General features: G+C 33.6%; 21 protein-coding genes and 1 riboswitch. Of the genes, 17 read left to right on the top strand and 4 right to left on the bottom strand.

All coding sequences use genetic code 11. The features are described 5' to 3' along the window. Nucleotides 1–104: 104 nt before the first annotated feature. From epsC to BM246_RS12130, 9 genes are all read left to right on the top strand, one after another. A complete protein-coding gene (gene epsC / locus BM246_RS12170) occupies nt 105–845 on the top strand; it encodes a serine O-acetyltransferase EpsC (protein WP_042497213.1) in 741 nt (246 codons plus the stop codon). After that, nucleotides 832–1,722, top strand: a complete 891-nt coding sequence (gene cysM, locus BM246_RS12165) for a cysteine synthase CysM (RefSeq protein ID WP_074938208.1) — start codon at nt 832–834, stop codon at nt 1,720–1,722. The genes epsC and cysM overlap by 14 nt, the downstream gene beginning before the upstream one ends. 98 nt (nt 1,723–1,820) lie before the next feature. Then, nucleotides 1,821–1,956, top strand: a riboswitch (SAM riboswitch). Between the two features lie 129 nt (nt 1,957–2,085). Continuing rightward, nucleotides 2,086–3,087 carry a homocysteine S-methyltransferase family protein gene (locus tag BM246_RS12160; RefSeq protein ID WP_074938205.1) on the top strand — a complete coding sequence of 334 codons (1,002 nt, stop codon included), beginning with the start codon at nt 2,086–2,088 and terminating at the stop codon, nt 3,085–3,087. Between the two features lie 18 nt (nt 3,088–3,105). Next, nucleotides 3,106–3,387: an antibiotic biosynthesis monooxygenase family protein gene (locus tag BM246_RS12155; RefSeq protein WP_042497219.1), complete on the top strand. Its 282-nt coding sequence runs from the start codon at nt 3,106–3,108 to the stop codon at nt 3,385–3,387. Beyond that, on the top strand, nt 3,387–6,062 hold the full coding sequence (gene metH, locus BM246_RS12150) for a methionine synthase (protein ID WP_074938203.1): 2,676 nt from the start codon (nt 3,387–3,389) through the stop codon (nt 6,060–6,062). Before BM246_RS12155 ends, metH begins: the two co-directional genes overlap by 1 nt. Before the next feature lies 1 nt (nt 6,063). Further along, the gene (locus BM246_RS12145) at nt 6,064–6,264 is read left to right on the top strand and encodes a hypothetical protein (protein WP_042497221.1); all 201 of its coding nucleotides are present in this window, start codon (nt 6,064–6,066) and stop codon (nt 6,262–6,264) included. A gap of 140 nt (nt 6,265–6,404) precedes the next feature. Further along, nucleotides 6,405–7,361 (top strand): methylenetetrahydrofolate reductase [NAD(P)H], encoded by a 957-nt coding sequence (gene metF / locus BM246_RS12140; RefSeq protein WP_042497224.1) that lies wholly within the window; start codon nt 6,405–6,407, stop codon nt 7,359–7,361. A gap of 76 nt (nt 7,362–7,437) precedes the next feature. Next, entirely contained in the window at nt 7,438–8,541 is a 1,104-nt protein-coding gene (locus BM246_RS12135) for an acyloxyacyl hydrolase (protein WP_074938200.1), read from the top strand. Further along, nucleotides 8,538–9,284, top strand: a complete 747-nt coding sequence (locus BM246_RS12130) for a head GIN domain-containing protein (protein ID WP_042497226.1) — start codon at nt 8,538–8,540, stop codon at nt 9,282–9,284. The genes BM246_RS12135 and BM246_RS12130 overlap by 4 nt, the downstream gene beginning before the upstream one ends. Here the strand turns inward: BM246_RS12130 and BM246_RS12125 are convergent. From BM246_RS12125 to gldA, 3 genes are all read right to left on the bottom strand, one after another. Beyond that, nucleotides 9,270–10,457, bottom strand: a complete 1,188-nt coding sequence (locus tag BM246_RS12125) for an acetate/propionate family kinase (RefSeq protein ID WP_074938198.1) — start codon at nt 10,455–10,457, stop codon at nt 9,270–9,272. The two genes, BM246_RS12130 and BM246_RS12125, sit on opposite strands and share 15 nt — an antisense overlap. Before the next feature lie 3 nt (nt 10,458–10,460). Beyond that, a complete protein-coding gene (pta, locus tag BM246_RS12120; protein ID WP_074938196.1) occupies nt 10,461–12,557 on the bottom strand; it encodes a phosphate acetyltransferase in 2,097 nt (698 codons plus the stop codon). A 129-nt stretch (nt 12,558–12,686) separates the two neighbouring features. Beyond that, complete coding sequence (gene gldA, locus BM246_RS12115) at nt 12,687–13,580, bottom strand: gliding motility-associated ABC transporter ATP-binding subunit GldA (RefSeq protein WP_074938194.1); 894 nt, start codon at nt 13,578–13,580, stop codon at nt 12,687–12,689. A gap of 389 nt (nt 13,581–13,969) precedes the next feature. On the opposite strand from gldA, the gene BM246_RS12110 reads away from it, so the two are divergent. The 4 genes from BM246_RS12110 to BM246_RS12095 all read left to right on the top strand — a co-directional run bounded on the left by BM246_RS12110 (nt 13,970) and on the right by BM246_RS12095 (nt 18,072). Further along, a complete protein-coding gene (locus BM246_RS12110) occupies nt 13,970–14,797 on the top strand; it encodes a prephenate dehydratase (protein ID WP_074938192.1) in 828 nt (275 codons plus the stop codon). Next, nucleotides 14,794–15,939 (top strand): pyridoxal phosphate-dependent aminotransferase, encoded by a 1,146-nt coding sequence (locus BM246_RS12105; RefSeq protein WP_074938189.1) that lies wholly within the window; start codon nt 14,794–14,796, stop codon nt 15,937–15,939. The genes BM246_RS12110 and BM246_RS12105 overlap by 4 nt, the downstream gene beginning before the upstream one ends. A gap of 104 nt (nt 15,940–16,043) precedes the next feature. Beyond that, nucleotides 16,044–16,895 carry a prephenate dehydrogenase gene (locus BM246_RS12100; protein WP_074938187.1) on the top strand — a complete coding sequence of 284 codons (852 nt, stop codon included), beginning with the start codon at nt 16,044–16,046 and terminating at the stop codon, nt 16,893–16,895. Between the two features lie 94 nt (nt 16,896–16,989). Further along, on the top strand, nt 16,990–18,072 hold the full coding sequence (locus BM246_RS12095) for a bifunctional 3-deoxy-7-phosphoheptulonate synthase/chorismate mutase type II (protein WP_042497238.1): 1,083 nt from the start codon (nt 16,990–16,992) through the stop codon (nt 18,070–18,072). An 84-nt stretch (nt 18,073–18,156) separates the two neighbouring features. Here the strand turns inward: BM246_RS12095 and BM246_RS12090 are convergent, their stop codons facing one another. Next, complete coding sequence (locus BM246_RS12090) at nt 18,157–18,606, bottom strand: hypothetical protein (RefSeq protein WP_042497241.1); 450 nt, start codon at nt 18,604–18,606, stop codon at nt 18,157–18,159. Nucleotides 18,607–18,693: 87 nt separating this feature from the next. Between BM246_RS12090 and rsgA the strand changes: the two genes are divergently transcribed. The 4 genes from rsgA (at nt 18,694) to BM246_RS12070 (ending at nt 22,679) form a co-directional block, all read left to right on the top strand. Beyond that, nucleotides 18,694–19,638 carry a ribosome small subunit-dependent GTPase A gene (gene rsgA / locus BM246_RS12085; protein WP_074938185.1) on the top strand — a complete coding sequence of 315 codons (945 nt, stop codon included), beginning with the start codon at nt 18,694–18,696 and terminating at the stop codon, nt 19,636–19,638. Between the two features lie 95 nt (nt 19,639–19,733). After that, nucleotides 19,734–20,186 carry a D-aminoacyl-tRNA deacylase gene (dtd, locus tag BM246_RS12080; RefSeq protein ID WP_042497242.1) on the top strand — a complete coding sequence of 151 codons (453 nt, stop codon included), beginning with the start codon at nt 19,734–19,736 and terminating at the stop codon, nt 20,184–20,186. Beyond that, nucleotides 20,186–20,713 (top strand): metal-dependent hydrolase, encoded by a 528-nt coding sequence (locus BM246_RS12075; RefSeq protein ID WP_074938183.1) that lies wholly within the window; start codon nt 20,186–20,188, stop codon nt 20,711–20,713. The genes dtd and BM246_RS12075 overlap by 1 nt, the downstream gene beginning before the upstream one ends. Before the next feature lie 58 nt (nt 20,714–20,771). Continuing rightward, on the top strand, nt 20,772–22,679 hold the full coding sequence (locus BM246_RS12070; RefSeq protein WP_074938181.1) for a DUF3857 domain-containing transglutaminase family protein: 1,908 nt from the start codon (nt 20,772–20,774) through the stop codon (nt 22,677–22,679). Nucleotides 22,680–22,681: the final 2 nt, after the last annotated feature.

The raw sequence follows: 22,681 nt of genomic DNA, 5'->3' as shown, positions 1-22,681 counted from the left end.
GGATTTAATGTTTAAAAAAGAAGCTTTTTAAAAGGATTAGTTTTATTTTTATAAACTGATTAAATACACCATTTAACACAATGGTATTACACATATAGCAGCAAATGAAAAGTTATAATGTTTGTTTAAAAGACACAGTTAAAGCCTTTACCAAAAAAGTGTTTTATTCTTTGTTCGATTGTGATCACGAAGCAGAACACGCCGAATATTTAGAGAAAACATTCTTGCAAATTCTAGATAAATTAGAAATTGAAAATGGCGAAAAAATTTGGGAAACCTTTAAAGCGGAACTTCCAGAAATTAGAAGGAAACTAGATTTAGATGCTATTGCTTTCGAAAATAACGATCCTGCATCGCATTGTTTAGCCGAAATTTATATGGCTTATCCTGGTTTTCATGCTATTTCAATTTATAGATTAAGTCATGCGCTTTATAAACTAGGTGTTTATATTTTACCTAGAATGATGAGTGAATATATTCACGGTATTACAGGTATCGATATTCATCCAGGTGCTACTATTGGCGAATCGTTTTATATCGATCACGGTACAGGAATTGTAATTGGTGAAACTTCTATAATTGGAGAGCAAGTAAAAATATATCAAGGAGTTACTTTAGGTGGTATTCAAGTTTCAAAAGACTTGGCTTCTACTAAAAGACACCCAACTATAGATGATAATGTTACCATTTACGCCAACGCAACCATTTTAGGAGGCGATATTGTAATTGGTAAAAATAGTATTATTGGAGCTAATGTTTGGATTACCCAATCGGTACCCGAAGATTCATTAGTAACATATCAAACAGAAATTAAAATTAGACCGAAGAAAAATGGCATACGGTAAAACAATATTAGACGAAATAGGAAATACACCTTTAGTTGAAGCAACGCATTTAATTAATAAAGAAGGTGTGCGTTTATTTTTGAAGTTAGAAGGAAATAATCCTGGCGGAAGTGTAAAAGATCGCGCAGCTTTCAATATGATTTCTGAAGCTTTAAAACGTGGCGATATTAAAAAAGGAGGCACTTTAGTTGAAGCAACTAGTGGAAATACAGGAATTGCTTTAGCTTTTATAGCACAAATTTTAGGTTTGAATATGGTATTAATTATGCCTGAAAATTCTACAGTAGAACGTGTTAAAACCATGCGCGCTTATGGTGCTGAGGTTATTTTAACACCGGCAGATATTGGTATTGAAGGTTCTAGAGATGTTGCTTTTAAACTACGTGATGAAAAAGGGTATACCGTTCTAAATCAGTTTGAAAATGATGATAACTGGAAAGCGCATTATAAAACAACAGGTCCGGAAATTTGGAGAGATACAGAAGGAGAAATAACACATTTTGTTGCCACTATGGGAACAACAGGAACTATTATGGGAACCTCTAGCTTTCTTAAAGAAAAGAATCCGGATATCAAAATAGTTGGAGCGCAACCGGCTGATGGTGCAAAAATACCTGGGATCAGAAAATGGTCTCCAGAGTATGTACCTAAGTTTTTTGATCGTTCAAAAGTAGATGTTGTTATAGATGTAACCGAAGAAGATGCCAAAAATATAACACAACGTTTAGCAAAAGAAGAAGGCGTTTTTGCAGGTATGAGTAGTGGTGGTTCTGTTTTCTGTGCTTTGCAAATTGCAGAGTCTTTAGAAAGCGGAGTTGTAGTTGCTATTATTTGCGACCGTGGCGATCGTTATTTGTCGTCTAGTCTATTTGAATAGTCTAATAATTTTCGCAATATCACAAGGATAACAGCAATATAGTTGTTATTTTTGCAGGAGCAAATCCACAATGGTGGTAACAGTTCATAAATGTAATTGTGTTATCAAGAAAGGCAGAGGGAATAGACCCGTTGAAACCTTGGCAACCCTTTAAGAACCGAGATAACTATCAAGGAATTAAAGAAGGTGCTACATTCTACTTAGTAATTTTTAAAATTATTAGACAGATAACGAAAAGTGTTTCTTTAACTTTTCTTGATAAAATTTATAATAGAATACAGCGTTTTAGCTAAGTTTCTCGTTCATCAGTATCTTTAATTACTGTAAACGAAAATAATTTAAAACGTAAAAAGAAAAGAAAACATGTCGAATATCAGAGAAGCATTAAAAGAGCGAATTTTGGTTTTAGATGGTGCCATGGGTACGATGCTACAAGCTTACAAATTTCAAGAAGAAGATTTTAGAGGCGAACGCTTTAAAGATTATCCAACACCTTTACAGGGAAATAACGATTTACTATCGCTTACCCAACCAGAAGCTATAAAAACGATACACGGTAAGTACTTTGCAGTAGGTGCTGATATTGTAGAAACCAATACTTTTTCTGGAACTACAATTGCTATGGCAGATTACCAAATGGAAGATTTGGTTTACGAACTAAATTACGAGTCTGCAAGAATAGCAAAAGAAGTCGCTGATGAGTTTACTGCAAAAGAGCCAAACAAACCTCGTTTTGTAGCGGGTTCAATAGGGCCAACAAACCGTACAGCAAGTATGTCTCCCGATGTTAACGACCCAGGATACAGAGCTGTTACTTTCGATGAGTTACGTATTGCATACAAACAACAAGTAGAAGCGCTTATTGATGGTGGTGTAGATTTACTTCTAGTTGAAACTGTATTTGATACCTTAAACGCCAAAGCTGCTTTATTTGCGATAGAAGAAGTAAAAGACGAGCGTGGTATCGATATGCCAATTATGTTAAGTGGTACTATTACCGATGCTTCAGGACGAACATTATCAGGCCAAACAGCTGAAGCTTTCTTAATTTCAGTATCTCATATTCCATTACTTTCAGTAGGGTTTAACTGTGCTTTAGGAGCCAATTTATTGCAACCTCACCTAGAAGCTATTGCATCTAAAACAGATTTTGCTATATCAGCACACCCAAATGCAGGATTACCAAATGCTTTTGGTGAGTACGACGAAAGTCCTGAAGAAATGGGAGAACAAATAGAAGAATATTTAAAGCGTAATTTAATAAATATTATAGGTGGTTGTTGTGGTACTAGTCCGGAGCATATTCGTGTTATAGCAGATCTTGCAGCCAAGTATAAGCCTAGAACCCATGGTGAATTGGTATAATTTTTAAAATTATAAATTATGATTCTTGAAGTAGCCATATTGAATATTAAGAAAGGATTATCAAGTGATTTTGAAAATACATTTAAAATCGCTCAGAAAATTATTTCTTCAATGAAAGGCTATATCTCACACGATTTAAAAAAGTGTGTTGAACAAGATGATAAATATATATTATTAGTGCATTGGGAAACCATTGAAGATCATGAAATTGGTTTCCGTAAATCACAAGAATATCAAGAATGGAAAACGTTGTTACATTCATTTTACGAACCTTTTCCAACAGTAGAACATTATAGATAATGAAAATAAAGCAAACTAAATACATGAAATTGTCTGGTTTAGAACCTTTAGTTCTAAGCGAAAACACCAATTTTATAAATGTAGGAGAACGTACTAATGTAGCGGGGTCTCGTAAGTTTTTACGATTAATTAATGAAGAGAAGTTCGATGAAGCTTTGGATATTGCACGTCACCAAGTAGATGGTGGAGCGCAAATTATCGACATTAATATGGACGACGGACTTATTGATGGTAAAGCATCGATGGTACGCTTTTTAAACCTTATTGCTGCCGAACCAGATATTTGCCGTGTGCCTATCATGATCGATAGTTCTAAGTGGGAAATTATCAATGCTGGTTTGCAAGTTGTGCAAGGAAAGTGTGTGGTGAATTCTATTTCCTTAAAGGAAGGTGAAGAAAACTTTATTTGGCAAGCCAAGCAAATTAAACGCTACGGTGCTGCAGTTATTGTTATGGCTTTTGATGAAGTTGGACAGGCAGATACCTACCAACGAAGAATAGAAATTGCCGAACGCTCGTATCGTGTTTTAGTTGATAAAGTGGGGTTTCCTTCAGAAGATATTATTTTCGATTTAAATATATTTCCGGTAGCAACTGGAATGGACGAACACCGAAGAAATGCTATCGATTTTATTGAAGCAACGCGTTGGGTTCGTGAGAATTTAGAAAATGTAAGTGTAAGTGGAGGTGTGAGTAACGTATCGTTTTCTTTTAGAGGAAACAACGGTGTTCGCGAAGCTATGCATTCGGTGTTTTTATATTATGCCATCCAGGCGGGTATGAACATGGGGATTGTAAACCCTTCTCTTTTGGAGGTTTATGATGATATTCCAAAGGATTTATTAGAACACGTTGAAGATGTAATTTTAGATAGAAGAGACGATGCTACCGAACGTTTATTAGACTTTGCAGAAACGGTAAAAGGTTCTAAAGTTGAAAAAGGTGTCGATTTATCTTGGCGAGAAAACCCAGTACAAGAGCGTATTACACATGCTTTAGTAAAAGGTATTGATGCTTTTATTATTGAGGATGTTGAGATAGCTAGACAAGAAGCAGCTAAGCCTATTGAAGTCATCGAAGGTCATTTAATGATTGGGATGAATGTGGTTGGAGATTTATTCGGAGCAGGTAAAATGTTTTTACCTCAGGTGGTAAAATCGGCGCGTGTAATGAAAAAAGCCGTTGGTTATTTAAACCCGTTTATTGAAGCAGAAAAAGGGGACAAGCAAGAACCTGTTGGGAAAATATTAATGGCTACCGTAAAAGGTGATGTGCACGATATTGGTAAAAATATTGTAAGTGTTGTTTTGGCTTGTAATAACTACGAAATTGTAGATTTAGGGGTTATGGTACCGCCTGAAAAAATTATAGAAATGGCCATCAGCGAACGTGTTGATGCTATTGGTTTATCAGGGTTAATTACGCCATCATTAGATGAAATGGTGTATTTAGCTAAAGAAATGCAACTTCAAAACTTTGAAGTGCCTTTACTTATTGGTGGTGCAACAACATCTAAAGCACATACAGCTGTAAAAATCGATACACAGTATAAAAACGCAGTGGTGCATGTTAATGATGCATCTCGTGCGGTTACCGTGGTTGGAGATTTATTAAACAAGAAAACCAACAATGCTTACGTAGCGAAGTTAAAAGCCGATTACGACGATTTTAGAAACAAATTTTTAAAGCGTGGTAAAGAGAAATCTTATATTTCTATTGAAGAAGCACGTAAGAGAAAATATAAAATAGACTGGGAAACGTCTAATATTTCTAAACCAAGAGAACTAGGTGTTCAAATTTTAAAACAGTTAAGTTTAAAAGAACTAGAACCGTTTATAGATTGGAGTCCGTTTTTTAGAAGTTGGGATTTACACGGGAAATTCCCTGATATTTTAACCGATGAGGTTGTGGGAGAACAGGCTACTATTATGTATGCTGAAGCTCAGGAGATGATTAAAGAAATTATTGCCAAGCAACTTTTAAAGCCAAAAGCTGTTTTTGGTTTGTTTGAAGCTAATACTATTAACGATGATGATATTTCGGTTCAAAAAAACGGTAAGGAAATCGCGATTTTTAGAACCTTGCGTCAACAATTAAAAAAACGTGAAGGGATTCCAAATCATGCTTTGTCTGATTTTATAGCTCCAAAAGATTCTGGTAGAACAGATTATATGGGGGCATTTTGTGTTGCTATTTTTGGCGCTCAAGAATTAGCCGATAGTTATAGAGCCAAGGACGACGATTATAATGGTATTATGGCACAAGCTATTGCTGATAGATTTGCTGAAGCTTTCGCTGAATATTTACATAAAAAAATAAGATTAACACATTGGGGTTATGCTGCCGATGAAGATTTGAGTAATACCGATTTAATTAAGGAAAGTTATAAAGGTATTCGTCCGGCACCAGGATATCCTGCATGTCCTGATCATTTAGAAAAGGAAACAATTTGGGAATTGCTAGAGGTTGAAAAACTAATTGGTGTAACCTTAACGGAAAGTTTAGCGATGTGGCCAGCTGCTGCAGTTTCGGGGTATTACTTCGGTAATCCAGAAGCGAAGTATTTTGGTTTAGGTAAAATAACTGACGATCAGTTAACTGATTATTCTGAGCGTAAAGGCATCGATAAGAAAACAGCTAGAAAATGGTTGCATCCTAATTTAGCAGAAGAATAGCATGGCATTTATAGAGGTGACTTTAGGAAGCCACATGATTTCTCATGGTTACGATACAGATAACAAAGTGGTTGCCGTATCTCGAATAAAATCGTTGAGTGAAAAATATATTCTTACAGATTATTTGGATGGAAGATGGATTTATTGGGAGTACGCAGAAACTTTTGATGAGGTAAAAAATAAGCTGGTGAACCCGCGTTAGCGATTGCAACGGCATCCTTTTTTTGTTTCCGCCAAAGGCAAAAAAAGATATAGTGTAAAGCGCGACCCTTGTGGTAACGCCAAAATTAAACTAAAATATAGATAAAATTCTCGTTTTGTGAGGATGACAAAAAATAAGTAATGAAAGTAACAGACCATATTAAACAAGCCAACGGAAAAACGTTGTTTTCTTTTGAGGTAATTCCGCCAAAGAAAGGTACAAATATTCAGGATTTATATAATAATATCGATCCTTTAATGGAGTTTAATCCACCATTTATTGATGTAACCACATCTCGTGAGGAGTATGTATATATTGATAAAGGCAATGGTTTGTTGGATAAGCGTATTACGCGTATGCGCCCTGGTACGGTGGGTATTTGTGCATCTATTATGCATAAATATCAGGTAGATGCTATTCCGCACTTGTTGTGTGGTGGCTTTACAAAAGAAGAAACTGAATATGTTTTGGTAGACTGCCACTATTTAGGTCTGGATAACGTAATGGCTTTGCGTGGTGATTCGATGAAAGATGAGCCATATTTTAAACCTGTAGCAGGAGGAAATGCATTTGCAAGCGACTTAGTGCAACAAATTACAAACCTTAATAAAGGGAAGTATTTACACGATGATTTTAAGGTTGAGCATAATTCGGACTTTTGCATAGGTGTGGCTGGTTACCCAGAGAAACACATGGAAGCGCCATCGCTGGTTAACGATTTACGTCGTTTAAAAGAGAAGGTAGATGCAGGTGCCGATTATGTAGTTACCCAGATGTTTTTTGATAATAATAAATATTTTGAGTTTGTAGATAAGGCTCGAGAAGCAGGAATTAATGTGCCTATTATTCCGGGAATTAAACCTATAGCTGTTAAAAGGCATTTACAAATTTTACCTCAGGTTTTTAAAATTGATTTACCTCAAAATTTAATCGATGCTGTTGAAGGTTGTAAGGATAATAAAGCCGTTAGACAAGTAGGTATTGAATTTGCTATACAGCAATCTAAAGAGTTGAAGGCGGCAGGTGTACCTGTATTGCATTATTACTCTATGGGAAAAAGTGATAATGTTAAGGCTATTGCCGAAGCCTTGTTTTAGTAAATCGTGTGGTTTGTACTTAAGTTTTAAGGTTTACGTTGAAATTTAAGTACATTTGCTGCACAGAAACCCGATAATGAAATTACTTTATACCTGCATATTTTGTGTCCTATTTTTTAGTAGCTTTTCACAAGATAAAACACATACATCTTACCTCGATTTAAGTTATTTTAAGGGGAATATTGCGCTTCATAATAACGATATACTTCATTTAATTAAAGGGCATCCGGAAGGTTATCTTTTAAGTTGGAACAAAAAAACATACGGTTTTAACGATTGGGAACAACGTTTTAATTATCCAGATTATGGTGTTACTTATGCTTATCAAAACATGAAAAATGATGTTTTAGGTAATGTAACATCCCTTTATGCGCATTTTAATTTTTACTTTTTTAATAGAAATCTGCAATTTAGAATTGGGCAAGGTTTGGGGTATACCGAAACGCCTTATGATAAGGTTGATAATTATAGAAATATTGCCTACGGTTCTAAATTAATGAGTAGCACCATGGTGATGCTTAATTATAAAAAAGAACGCATTTTTGATCGCTTTGGTTTAACAGCTGGTTTTTCTTTAATACATTATTCTAATGCCAATGTTAAAGCACCTAATGCGAGTACAAATACTTTAGCCCTTAATGTTGGGTTAACCTATAATTTAGATAAAAAAGAGTTAGAATATCAGCATACTTTAGCAGATAATGACAGACAATTTACACAGCCTATAAAGTATAATTTTGTTTTTAGATCGGGTATAAACGAAAGTGATATTGTAGATAGTGGTCAGTATGCGTTTTATGTACTTTCTGCTTATGCAGATAAGCGTATTAACCGTAAAAGTGCGTTGCAATTTGGTGCCGATGTTTTCTTTTCTAATTTTTTAAAGGAACTTATTTATTACCGAAGTGTTGCTTTCCCTGAGCTAGATGTATCTGGTGATGAGGATTATAAACGTGTTGGTGTTTTTGTAGGGCACGAGTTGTTTATTAATAGAACATCGCTACTTACGCAGTTTGGTTATTATGTGTATTATCCATACGATTTTGAAGGCCAAACGTATTTAAGAATTGGTTTAAAACGTTACGTTGGTAAACAGCGAAAATGGTTTGGAGCCATGACTTTGAAGTCTCACGGAGCTAAAGCGGAAGCTGTTGAATTTGGAATTGGTGTTCGATTATGAAAAAGTTAATATATATATTCGTTTTTAGCCTTATTTTTGGTTGTGATAGTGAAAATGCAGGCGATTGTTTTCAGAAAACAGGTGCTATAATACAGCAAGAATTTAGTGTTGATGTTTTTACTAAAATATTAGTAAATCGGGATATTGAATTAATAATCACCGATGGTGAAACTCAAAAGGTGACTATTGAAACGGGTGAGAATTTAATGAATGATGTTGAAGCTATTGTAGTCGATGGTAAATTAACATTAACCGATAATAATACTTGTAATTATGTGCGTGATTATGGTATTACTAAAGTTTATGTAACAGCGCCTAATATTACCGAAATTAGAAGTTCTACGCAATACACCGTTAGCTCTAATGGTGTTTTAAGCTATCCAAGTTTATCAATTTTATCTGAGGATTTTGGAGCAGAAGATTCGTTTACTAGTGGTAACTTTGATTTAGAAATTGATAACACCAGTTTTTCTCTTGTTTTTAATAATCTCTCCAATTGCTTTGTTTCTGGTAAAACCGAAAATTTACGCATTATTTTTGCTGCAGGAACGTCTCGTTTTGAAGGTAGAGATTTAATAGCACAATTCGTTACTGTATCAAATAGAAGTTCTAACGATATGGTTGTAAATCCACAGCAATCCCTTACGGGGAAAATTTCTGGGCCCGGAGATGTTATTTCGGTTAATACTCCAGATATTATTACTGTGGAAGAACTTTATACAGGTCGATTAATTTTCGAATAATTGAACCGATTGTTTCGCTATTTCCAACTCTTCATTGGTTGGAATAACTAATATTTTCACCTTAGATTCAATAGTGTTTATGGCTCTTAAGAGCTTCGATTTTTCTTTGTTTTTCTCTGCATCTATATTAATGCCTAGAAAATCTAAATCTTCACAAACCATTTTACGCATTAATTCTGAGTTTTCTCCTATTCCTGCGGTAAACACAATAGCATCCAATCCGTTTAAAACTGCTGCGTAACTACCAATGTATTTTTTAATGCGGTAGGTGTTCATTTGTAGAGCAAGCAAGCAATCTCTATTGCCTTTGGTAGCTTCTGTTTCTATTTCTCTTAGGTCGCTAAAACCGGTTAAGCCAAGCATACCACTTTTCTTTTGTAATAGAGTATTAATTTCATCTAAAGAGTAATTTAATTTACTTGCCAAATGAAAAATTACAGAAGGATCGATATCACCACTTCGCGTACCCATAATTAAGCCGTCTAAAGGTGTCAAGCCCATAGAGTGGTCTACAGCTTTCCCGTTTTTAATAGCTGTTATACTGCAACCATTACCTAAATGGATTGAAATTATTTTAGATTCTTTCTTACCTAAATAATGAATAGCTTGTTCTGATACGTATTTATGACTGGTACCATGAAATCCATACATTCTAATTTTATGTTCGGTTAAAAGATTATTCGGTATGGCATATCTGTAAGCATGCTCGGGGATAGATTGGTGGAATGCCGTATCGAAAACCGCGACTTGCTTAGCTGAAGGGAAAATAGCTTCGGCCACTTCAATACCTTCAAAATTTGCAGGATTGTGTAAAGGTGCTAAGCTAAAAAGATCTTTTATGTTGTCTTTTGCCCATTGGTTAATTTCGGTGGTTTCTTTAAATCTAGCACCACCTTGTACTACACGGTGCCCAACAATATCAATATCTGAAGCCGATTTAATGATGCCGGTTTCACTATCTAAAAGTTGATGAGATAGTAGCTCTAACCCTTGTTTATGGTTGTAAATAGCAGTGACGTGCTCTATGGTATCTTTTTCAGTTTTGTAAATAAATTTCGCATCGTCCATTCCAATACGTTCAATTAAACCTGAACATAAAATAGTTTCTGCTGGCATTGAAAATAATTGAAATTTTAGAGATGAACTTCCTGAGTTTAAAACGAGTACTTGCATATTTTATAAATCTTGTGCTTGAATGGCTGTAATTATTACTGTACTGTAAATATCGTCGGCAGTACAGCCACGGCTTAAATCGTTTACAGGTTTGTTTAATCCTTGTAGAACAGGACCAATGGCTAATGCTCCGGTTTCTCTTTGAACGGCTTTGTAAGTGTTGTTACCTGTGTTTAAATCGGGGAAGATTAAAACACTAGCGCTACCTGCAACTTCTGAGTCTGGTAATTTGCTTTTACCAATACGCATGTCTACAGCGGCATCATATTGAATTGGACCTTCAATTTTTAAACTTGGGGATAATTTTTTAACTATTTCGGTAGCTTCACGCACTTTTTCTACATCAGCTCCTTTTCCAGAGGCTCCAGAAGAATAAGATAACATGGCTACTTTTGGTTCAATTCCAAAGTTTTTAGCAGTTTCAGCAGATGATATAGCGATTTCGGCTAACTGTTCTGCATTTGGGTTCGGGTTGATGGCGCAATCTCCAAAAACAGAAATGCGATCTTCTAAACACATAAAGAAAACAGAAGACACAATATTAACATCTGGTTTCGTTTTTATAAACTGAAGCGCTGGTCTAAGGGTATGTTGCGTGGTGTGTACAGCTCCAGAAACCATACCATCTGCATGGCCCTTGTAAATCATCATGGTTCCAAAATATGATACATCAGAAATCATATCTCGAGCCATTTCTAAGTTTACATTTTTATGTTTTCTTAGTTCGTACAATGTGTTTACATAATCATCAAAATAAGGCGATTTTGTTGGAGAAACAATATTTATTTTGTTTGTATCTAGGGCAATATCTAAAGTGATAAGGCGCTCTTTTATTAAATCTTCATCGCCAATTAAGGTTAGTTCTACAACCTGAGCATCTATTAGTCTGGCTGCAGCTCTTAATACACGCTCATCATCACCTTCAGGTAAAACAATATGTTTTTTATTGTTTAGTGCGCGTTGCAATAAGTTATACTGAAACATGCGAGGCGTGAATATATCCGATTGAAAAGTGATTAAATCATTAGATAATTTATCGGTATCTACATGTTTTTCGAATGTTGCGATAGACATTTCAATCTTTTCAATATTATCGGCATAAATTTTAGATTTTATTTTTCCGATAGTATTTGTAACAGAAAAAGTGCCAGATTTAACGCTAATAATAGGTACTACGCTAGAAAGACCTTCAATTAATTTTAAAATCGATTCCTCAGGGATTAAGCCTCCTGTTAAAACAATTCCTGATATTTTAGGGTAGTTTTTAGAGATGTGAGCTTGTAAAGCACCAAGAATTATGTCGGCACGATCTCCAGGAGTAATAACTAATGCGTTTTCTTTTAGGTGTGTTAAGTAATTTCTTAACTGCATGGCACCAACACTAAAGTTCTCGGCTTGGTTATTAACCATATCCTTACCGAAAAGTACATTACCATTTAGGTTTTTTACAATTTCTTTAATGGTTGGACTAGCTAAGCTTTTTATTTTCGGAATTACTGTAATATTGGTGTCTGTATCTGTATTGATACGTTTTTGTAGTTTTTCTTTTAAGATAGAAATTTGGTCTACATCTACTTTATTGGTTACTAGAGAAAGCACATCTACTTCACCTTTAAAAGTGTCGTGAGCTAATTGTACGCTATCTACAATAGATTTTAAATCTTTTTTATCTCCTTGAGAAACTATAATAACGGGAAGACTTAGGTTTTTAGAAATTAAGATATTAATGTCTAATTCTAGGCTAGAGTTTTCATGTGAAAAATCGGTGCCTTCAACTAAAACAAAATCGAACCTGGATTCTAAGTATTTGTATTTCTTTATAATTTCGTCAATAACCTTCCCAGATTTGCCTTGGTTGTATAAATCTAAGACTTCGTTTCGGGTAAAAGCGAAAGTGTTTTTATAATTAATGTCTATTTCAAAATGAGAAACTACGGTGTTAATATGGTTGTCCATTTCACCTACTTCGAGGTCTTCAATAATAGGTCTAAAATAACCAACCTTTGCTGTTTTTCCTAAAAGCATACGCATTAGGCCTAACACAATAACCGATTTTCCGCTGTTGGGCTCTATAGTAGCCACATAAATTCCTTTGCTCATCGTAATATATTTGTTACGTTATAAATATAGAGATATTACTTATTTTTAGCTAAGTAATATTGCAAATTTATTAGGTTTGAGTGTGGGTAAAGATGATTTATATCATGCTTTTCTATTTTAAAAACGGGCTTAAGCGGTTAATTCTCTAAAAAGAGATTCTAAACTTGCATTTTTCTGATTAAGTTGAAGAATTTTTAATTGATTATCGTGTGCAAAATCAAAAACATGAGATCGCATATCTTCGGAAGTTTTAAATGTAATTTCGTAAACAAAGCCATAGGTGTTTTTTACACTTTTCACTTTTGGCAACCTAATTAGAAAAGCATCTTCAACCCTAAAATCGAATTCTACAATTACTGTTTGTTCTTTTTCGTCTCGTAGTTCGTTAAGTTTTTTGTCGGCTACAATCTCTCCTTTGTTAATTATAATCACGCGTTCGCACATGGCTTCCACCTCTTGCATAATGTGTGTAGAAAGAAAAACGGTTTTTGTTTCGCCTATATGTTTAATTAAATTTCTAATTTCTACTAATTGGTTAGGGTCTAATCCAGTAGTAGGTTCATCTAAAATTAAAACTTCAGGATCATGGAGTAGGGCATTGGCTAACCCAACACGTTGGCGATACCCTTTAGATAGTTGTCCTATTTTTTTATGCATTTCTGGAGTTAAGCCCGTAAGTTCTATAACTTCGCTAATACGGTTTTTATCAACCTTATATATATCGGCATTAAATTTTAAATACTCTTTTACAAACATATCTAAATAAAGCGGGTTGTGCTCTGGTAAATACCCTACGCTTTTTTGTACCTGTTGCTTTTCTTCATCTATATCATGCCCATTTACTTTGGCTGTACCTTCAGAAGGTTGAATAAATGTGGTTAAAATTTTCATCATGGTCGATTTTCCTGCACCATTCGGACCAAGAAATCCAACAATTTCAGGTTTTTTTACGGTAAACGAAATATTGTTTAAAGCTTTCTGATTTCCGTAAAGCTTTGATATTCCTGTAACTTCTATCGACATAAATTAATTGTTTGTTCAAAAATAATGAATATGAATGTAAAAATCTTGCCGATTCCCTTTTTTAAGATGTTTTAGTGTATTCCATATATAATTTAAAATTGTGCATAATAATGGTAGGTTTTATGTGGAATCTTTATTTTTTTGAATAAAATGTAAAAAAAAGTTTTATTGTATTTTGATTTCTTAATAAAATAATTACTTTAGCCACTCAATTATCACTATGACAGTATATTTTACATATTTTAACAACTGGTTTTATTTCTTTTTTAGCGAAAAGAACGAGGCGTTGTATGTATAATTTAAAACTATAAATTTAATATGAGTCTCGATGAAAATCGAGACTTTTTTTTGTTTAACAATCTATTGAACATTAATAAAAAACAATAAAATTGATAAAAACAGTAGCTATACAAGGTATAAAAGGATCATATCATCATATTGTGTCAAAACAATTTTTTGAAACTCCTGTGGCTACTATCGATTGTTTATCATTCGATAGGGTAGTAGATTCGTTAATTACAGAAGAATGTGATGCAGGAATTATGGCACTCGAAAATTCGATTGCGGGGTCTATTATTCCTAATTATGCATTAATCGATAAGTATAATCTTCATGTCGTTGGAGAGCATTATTTAGATATTCAGCATAGTTTAATGGCGTTACCAAACCAAAGTATTTTAGATATTGAAGAGGTGTATTCACATCCTATGGCGCTATTACAATGTAAAGAGTTTTTTAGAGATTATCCACATATTAAATTAATTGAAGATAAAGATACGGCCGAAGTGGCAGAGCGTATTCAGAATAAAAAATTAAAAGGTGTTGCAGCCATTGCTAGTGAATTTGCAGCCGAAATTTTCGAGCTCAATGTTTTAGCAAAAAGTATACAAACCATTAAAAACAACGAAACTCGTTTTGCTATTGTACAACGTACAAAAACAGATCTTTTAGAGTCCGATATTAGTAAGGCCTCTATAAAGTTTGAAGCGAACCACAAACGAGGCAGTTTAGCGACTATTTTAAATGTAATGAGCGATTGCAAGTTGAATTTAACAAAAATACAGAGTCTTCCAATTATAGAAACACCATGGAAGTACGCCTTTTTTGTTGATGTTACCTTTGATGATTATGCTAATTTTCAGAAAGCAAAATCATTAATTGAAATAATGGGAGATGATTTTAAAGTTTTAGGTGAATATAAAAATGCAAAATTATGATTGAAGTAGCCGATAGATTGCATAGTGTTGAAGAATACTACTTCTCAAGAAAATTGAAAGAAGTAAACGCACTAATAGCAAGTGGGAAACCTGTAATAAATTTAGGTATTGGTAGTCCAGATTTGCAACCATCGCAAAAAGTAGTAGATGCTTTAACCGAAGGGTTGTTGAGTCCGAATGCACATAAATATCAAAGTTATCAGGGCTTGCCAGAGTTGCGCCAAGCTATTTCAGGATTTTATAAAACGCATTACAATGTTGATTTAAACCCGAATGCCGAAGTGCTTCCATTAATGGGAAGTAAAGAAGGTATTATGCATATTTCAATGGCATATTTAAATAAAGGTGATGCTGTTTTAATACCAAATCCAGGTTATCCAACCTATCAATCGGTAACTAAATTGTTAGAGGCAGAACCAATTTTTTATGAGTTAGACGCTGCTAATAACTGGCAACCAGATTTAGAAGCTTTAGAGCAACAAGATTTAAGTAAAGTAAAACTAATGTGGGTAAATTATCCGCATATGCCAACAGGAACTCAACCATCTGAAACGTTGTTTGAAGATTTAGTGGCTTTTGCTAAAAAGCATGATATTTTAATAGTAAATGATAATCCGTATAGTTTCATTTTAAATGAAAATCCTACGAGTATTTTAAATGTAGAAGGTGCTAAAGATGTATGTTTAGAACTTAACTCATTAAGTAAAACCTTCAATATGGCCGGATGGCGCGTTGGGATGGTTGTTGGTGATAATAAGTATATAAACGATATTTTAAAAGTAAAAAGTAACATGGATTCCGGAATGTTTTACGGTATTCAAAAAGGTGCGATTGAAGCTTTAAAATGTTCTAGCGAATGGTTTTCGACCTTAAATAGCGTTTATAAAGAACGTCGTGATTTAGTTTGGAAATTAGCCGAAGCATTAAATTGCACGTACGATGAAAATGCAACAGGACTTTTTGTTTGGGCAAAACTGCCTGCAGATGTAAAAGCAGAGGCGTATATCGATTTAATATTGAAAGAGAAAAGTATATTCTTAACTCCGGGAACTATTTTTGGTTCTCAAGGTGAAGGTTATATTAGGTTTTCTTTATGTGCACAAACCGAAGATTTACAAGAAGCCATAGCTCGAGTAAGTTAATAGTTAGTTGCCATTTAGAATTTAGGACATTATAAAAAAGTAAATAGTAATAAAGTAAAACCCGTAACAGTTCGTTCTCCAAGAGGAGAAGGTTAGGGAGCAAAATGAAAAATATATATTCAATAGGCATAGGGTTAATAGGTGGTAGTTTAGCTAAGGATATAAAAGCCCTTAGACCAGATGTTATTATCCATGGTATTAGCCGTAAAGACAGTACGCTTGAAGAGGCTTTGGCTTTAAATTTAATTGATAAAAAAGCAACGCTAGACGATTTAAAAAATGCCGATTTAGTTATTATTTCTATACCCGTAGATGCAACTGTAAAATTGTTGCCAACTATTTTAGATTTAATTCCAGAAACAGGCTTAGTAGTCGATGCGGGATCAACAAAAGTTGATATTTGTAAAGTGGTAGAAAACCACCCTAAACGCCGTAATTTTTTAGCAATGCATCCTATTGCAGGAACAGAGCATTCTGGACCGGCAGCTGCTATTAGCGGTTTGTTTCAAGGGAAAACAAATATTGTTTGTGAGGTTGAAAAAACAACGTTTAAGCTACAAGAAAAGGCTTTAAAATTGTTTAGTGATATTGGCATGAGAATTCGATATATGAATCCGGAAGCTCATGATAAGCATATTGCTTATGTATCGCATCTGTCGCATATTAGTTCTTTTATGTTAGGAAAAACGGTTATTGATAAAGAAAGAAACGAACGCGATATTTTTGATATGGCAGGCAGTGGATTTGCTTCAACAGTGCGTTTAGCAAAAAGTTCACCAGCTATGTGGACACCTATTTTTAAACAGAACAAAACCAATGTTATTGAAACATTAGAAGAGTATATTAACAACCTGTCTCACTTTAAAGAGCTTATGAAACAAGATGATTTCGAAGCTATTTATAAAGAGATGGAAAGCACAAATTATATAAAAGATATATTAAACGGAATACATTAAACCTGAAAAAAAAATTGAATATCCAATTTCGACACTACACTAAACAATAAAAAGCACGGAAATTGGAATTTCATTTTGAAATTTGATTAAGATTATGGAAAACACAAAAGAAATGAGAACCTGGTTAGATGATTTAAACTTAGATCATCCATTAGTAATTGCTGGACCTTGCAGTGCTGAAACAGAAGAACAAGTATTAAAAATAGCTCATGAGCTAAAAGATACCGATGTAAGCTATTTTAGAGCTGGTATTTGGAAACCAAGAACACGCCCGGGAATGTTTGAAGGTGTTGGTGCTTTAGGTTTAAAATGGTTACAAAAAGTAAAAGCTGAAACAGGTATGAAAGTTTGTACGGAAGTAGCAAATGCTGCTCACGTAAAATTAGCTTTAGAGCATGATATCGATTTATTATGGATTGGTGCACGTTCTACAGTATCTCCTTTTATTATGCAAGAAATTGCAGATGCTTTACAAGGTACAGATAAGCCTGTGTTAATTAAAAACCCAGTAAATCCAGATTTAGCTTTATGGTTAGGTGGTATCGAAAGAATTTACAAAGCGGGTGTTAAAAATATTGGAGCAATCCATAGAGGTTTTTCTACTTATGAAAAATCAAAATACAGAAATACTCCAGAATGGCAATTAGCTATTGAATTTCAAAACAAATATCCAGATATTCCATTAATAAACGATCCATCGCATATTACAGGAAAAAGAGATATGATTTTTGATGTATCTCAAACAGCTTTAGATTTAAACTTTGATGGATTAATGATTGAAACTCATTACGATCCAGAAAATGCATGGAGTGATGCTGCACAACAAGTAACACCATCTACTTTAGTGCAAATAATGAGAGATTTAAAAATTAGAAAAGAATCTAATACAGAAGAAGAATACAATAGTTCTTTAGATAATTTAAGAGCACAAATTGACGTTGTTGATAATCAAATTCTTGATTTATTAGGAAAGAGAATGAAAACTTCTGATAGTATCGGAGCGCTTAAAAAACAAAAGAACGTTGCCGTTTTACAATCTAAACGTTGGAACGAAATTTTAGGTAAAATGGTATTAGAAGGTGAGCAACATGGTTTAAGTGAAGAATTTATCTTAAAAATGTTTAAAGCAGTACACCAAGAATCTATCAATCACCAAGAAAAAGTGATTAACGGATAGTAACTGTTATTTCTTGATGAATAAAAAAAGCCTCGTTTCTTTAATTTTAGAAACGAGGCTTTTTATTTTTAGAATAAAAAGAATTTATATATTTCTTTTAAAAAGATAACGAGTAATAAAGATGCCTTTTCCATCACCTTTACCTCCTTCGCTTTCAACAGCGCTATTTACAAATGCTAATTCCCATCCTTCTTCAATCATTGTATTGATTTTAGATGTAATAATAGCATCATTAGCAGCTATGTTTTGAAAACGAATACCTCCAACGTTGTAGAAGTTTAATAATTTGGTTTCGTCATAACCTTTGACGCGTATTTCATCACGTTTAGATTTGTTTCTAGAATTATCGTCTTCGGTTTGTGTTGTAGTAAACTCTTTGTAATCTTTTTTCTCGTTCGCACTAATCATTCTAGAGCGACCTAAACCATTAGGTACAATAGATTCTATACTTGTTACAACCTTGTACTCAACTTGAGCATTTACTTCAATTAAAGAGAATAAAGAAATACTCAATACAAATAAAATTTTTTTCATGTGTTTTTGGGGTTTTTGTGTTAAGAAGCTAATATAAATATAAACTCTTAATCAATAAATAATTAATTTAGATTATTTTTGAAAACTATGACAGGACGCGTTTATAAATCTACAGGAAGTTGGTATACCGTAAAAACCGAATTGGGTGATACTTACGAATGCCGGATAAAGGGGAAATTTAGAATTAAAGGCATTAAAAGTACCAACCCAATTGCTGTGGGCGACATTGTAGATTTCGAAATAGAAACCGATAATAATCAAGAATCCGGGATTATACATAACATACACGATAGGTTTAATTACATTGTACGTAAATCTGTAAATCTATCAAAGCAAACACACATCATTTCGGCCAATATAGATCAGGTTTTTTTAATGATAACTATTAATAATCCGCCAACATTAACCAGTTTTATCGACAGGTTTTTGGTAACGGCAAATGCTTATTCAATTAAAACGATTTTATTGTTCAATAAAATTGATACTTACAATCAAGAAACACTAGACGAAGTAAAATATTTGGCGCATATTTATAGAAAAATAGGTTACGAGTGTATTGGTGTATCTGCCGTTACATGTAAAAATGTAGACAAAGTAAAGGCTTTAATGCATGGTAAGGTTAGTTTGTTTTCTGGGCATTCTGGAGTTGGGAAATCTACACTTGTAAATGCTATTGAACCAGATTTAAATATAAAAACCAAGGCAATTTCTACGCAACATATGCAAGGGCAACATACTACAACTTTTGCCGAGATGTTCGATTTAAGTTTTGGTGCTCAAATTATAGACACACCAGGAATTAAAGGTTTTGGTGTTGTTGATATGGAAAAGGAAGAAATTGGGGATTATTTTCCTGAGTTTTTCGCTTTAAAACAAGATTGTAAATTCAATAATTGCTTGCATATCAAAGAACCAAAGTGTGCTGTTAAAGATGCTTTAGATGAAGGTGATATTGAGTATTCTCGTTACCGAAGTTATATTCAACTTGTAGAGGGGGAAGATGAGCATTACAGAACAGATATTTGGGAATAGTACTAATTTTAATCAATGAGGCATTTCCCCGTAAGGGTAATTTACTTAAACATTAAAAATACATTTGTTAGGTTTTATAAAATGCAGTTAAATAGATGAAAGCAGTTATACAGCGCGTTACAAAAGCTAGCGTAACTATTGAAGGTGAAAAAGTAGCCAATATAGAAAGTGGACTTTTAATTCTTTTAGGAATTGTAAATGAGGATGAGCATGGTGATATTGTTTGGCTTTCGAATAAAATTGTGAATCTTCGAATTTTTTCTGATGATAATGATGTGATGAATCATTCCTTAAAAGATACTTGTGGTGATGTTATTGTGGTAAGTCAATTTACACTTCAAGCTTCTACTAAAAAAGGCAATCGCCCAAGCTATATAAAAGCAGCGAGGCCTGATGTTGCTATACCATTGTATGAAGCGTTTGTAAAACAAATTGAACAAGATTTAGGGAAAACCGTGCAAACCGGACAATTTGGAGCCGATATGAAGGTAGAGTTACTAAACGATGGCCCAGTTACCATAATTATAGATACAAAAAATAAAGAGTAATGGCATCCATTTTTGGGCATGGCATGGTTGGGTACACTTTAGTGAAAGTAGCCAATAAGCAAAATTTAAAGTGGTTGCTATGGGCTGCGGTGTTTTCTACAATTTTGCCCGATTTTGATGTTCTTGGTTTCAATTTAGGTATTGCTTATGGCGACCCGTTAGGGCATAGAGGCATTACGCATTCTATAGTGTTTGCTTTAATTTGGGCACTGATTTTAATGTTTACTTTAGGTCGGAATAATAAAGTAATTTGGTTTTTAGTCATTTTTATTTCAACAATGTCTCATGGTATTTTAGATGCTATGACTTCCAGAGGAAAAGGTGTGGGCTTTTTTATTCCTTTCAATAACGATCGATATTTCTTTCCTTTTCAAGATATACGCGTTTCACCTATTGGTATTGGAAATTTTATTTCTCAACGTGGAATTCAGGTGATTTTAAGCGAATTTAAATACATATTTTTACCGTGTTTTATTATATTAGCTGTCAGGTTTTTAGTTGTAAAATTTAAAAAGGGAACAAATTAGTTCGTTTTACTATAGTTTAAATAACTAGGCGCTGTAAAATAAACATAACCCCTTTTTCATGATTATAAAGCGTATTCTCAATACACTATTTTTACTCGTAACACTTTTTAGTTTTTCTCAACAAAATTTATACACTAGTTTTAGTATTCCCGATAATTTAAAGCAAAATGCTAACGCTGTTGTTAGAGATGATGCTACCACTATTATTTTGCAGTCTTCGCAAAGTATGTTGGTTACCGAAAAACGTATTGTAACTGTACTAAATAAAGAAGGGAACGATGCTGTTAATGCCTACATGCATTATGATGATAATGTAAATGTTAAAACATTAGAGGTGCTGGTTTACGATAACTTCGGTAAGGTTATTAAGAAGATAAAAGAGAAAGATTTTAGAGATGTAAGTGCTGTAGATGGCGGTACATTATACTCCGATTCTCGAGTAAAATATCTAGAATATACTCCCATAAAATATCCATATACTATTGAGTTTAATTCGGAATACGAAACTAATAATACCGCGTTTATTAATTCGTTTTTTCCAGTAACCGAATATTTTTTAAGTGTTGAAAATAGCAGTTATACCTTAAGTTTCCCCGAAGAACTTGTTATTAGGAAAAAAGAAAAGAATATTGAAGGTTATAAAATTAGTAAAGACCTTACTTCAACGAAAATACATTACAGTATAAAAAATGTTTCTGGAATTAAGCCAGAAGACTATAGTCCTAATTTTTCCGATATTGTTCCAAAAGTGATGTTTGCTTCAAAACAGTTTTCTTTAAAAGGAGTTAATTCTGAAGTTGAAAATTGGAACGAATTTGGAACTTGGATGTATCACGATTTAATAAAAAGCACACACGACCTATCGGAAGGGACTATAATTAAAATTCAGGAATTGGTTAAAAACGAACCTGATAATATAGCAAAAGCGAAAAAAATATATCAATACGTTCAAGATAAAGTACGTTATATAAGTGTGCAAGTTGGTATTGGAGGTTGGCAACCTTTTAATGCATCAGAAGTAGATAGGTTGGGCTATGGCGATTGTAAAGGTCTAACAAATTATACCATGGCTTTGCTTAATGCCGTTGGTATAGAATCTAACTATTCTGTAGTCTTCGCTGGAGATTCTCAACGTAGTTTAGAAAAAGATTTTGCAGCTATGCAAGGCAATCATGTTATTCTGAATATCCCGAATAACGATGAGGATATCTGGTTAGAGTGTACAAGTCAGAAATTGCCTTTCGGTTTTATTGGTGATTTTACAGACGATAGAGATGTTTTGGTGATTACTCCAGAAGGCGGAAAAATACAACATACCAAAAAATATATTCCAGAGGAAAGTTTACAAACCATAAAGGGAATTTGTGATATATCAAATGATGGTTCGATTAAGGCTATGGTAAATGTAAATTCAAAAGGTATTCAATACGATAATAAATATTGGTTAGAAACAGAGACAGAACGTGATTTAGATGTGTATTACAAAAGGCGTTGGAAATACATAAACAACATGTCTATAAATAGCATGAGTATTGAAAATGATAAAAACACCATAGAATTAATTGAAAATATCAATTTTCAAGCTGTTAATTACACCAAAAAAGTAGGTGAGCGTATGCTTGTTAATTTAAATGTTTTAAATAGAAATACACATATTCCTGATAGATATAGAAGTAGAAAACTTCCGTTAAAAATAAACAGAGGTTTTAAAGATGTAGATGAGGTAGAAATTAATTTACCACCAGATTATAATATAGAATCATTACCAAAGGGACAGTCGCTGGAAACCGATTTTGGTAGCTATACCACAGAAATTTCGGTTATTGATAATTCTAAAATAAAATATAAAAGAACTTTTATTATAAACGATGGTGAATTCCCTAAAGAAGATTATGCTGCGTTTAGAACCTTTTATAAAGAAGTCTCAAAACTCGATAACGCTAAAGTCGCATTAATTAAAAAGTAAAA

It is taken from the genome of Algibacter lectus (genome assembly GCF_900112395.1).
Taxonomy (GTDB): Bacteria; Bacteroidota; Bacteroidia; order Flavobacteriales; family Flavobacteriaceae; genus Algibacter; species Algibacter lectus.
The sequence above is the reverse complement of the archived record's forward strand: the minus strand, read 5'-3'. Positions and strand labels throughout refer to the sequence as shown.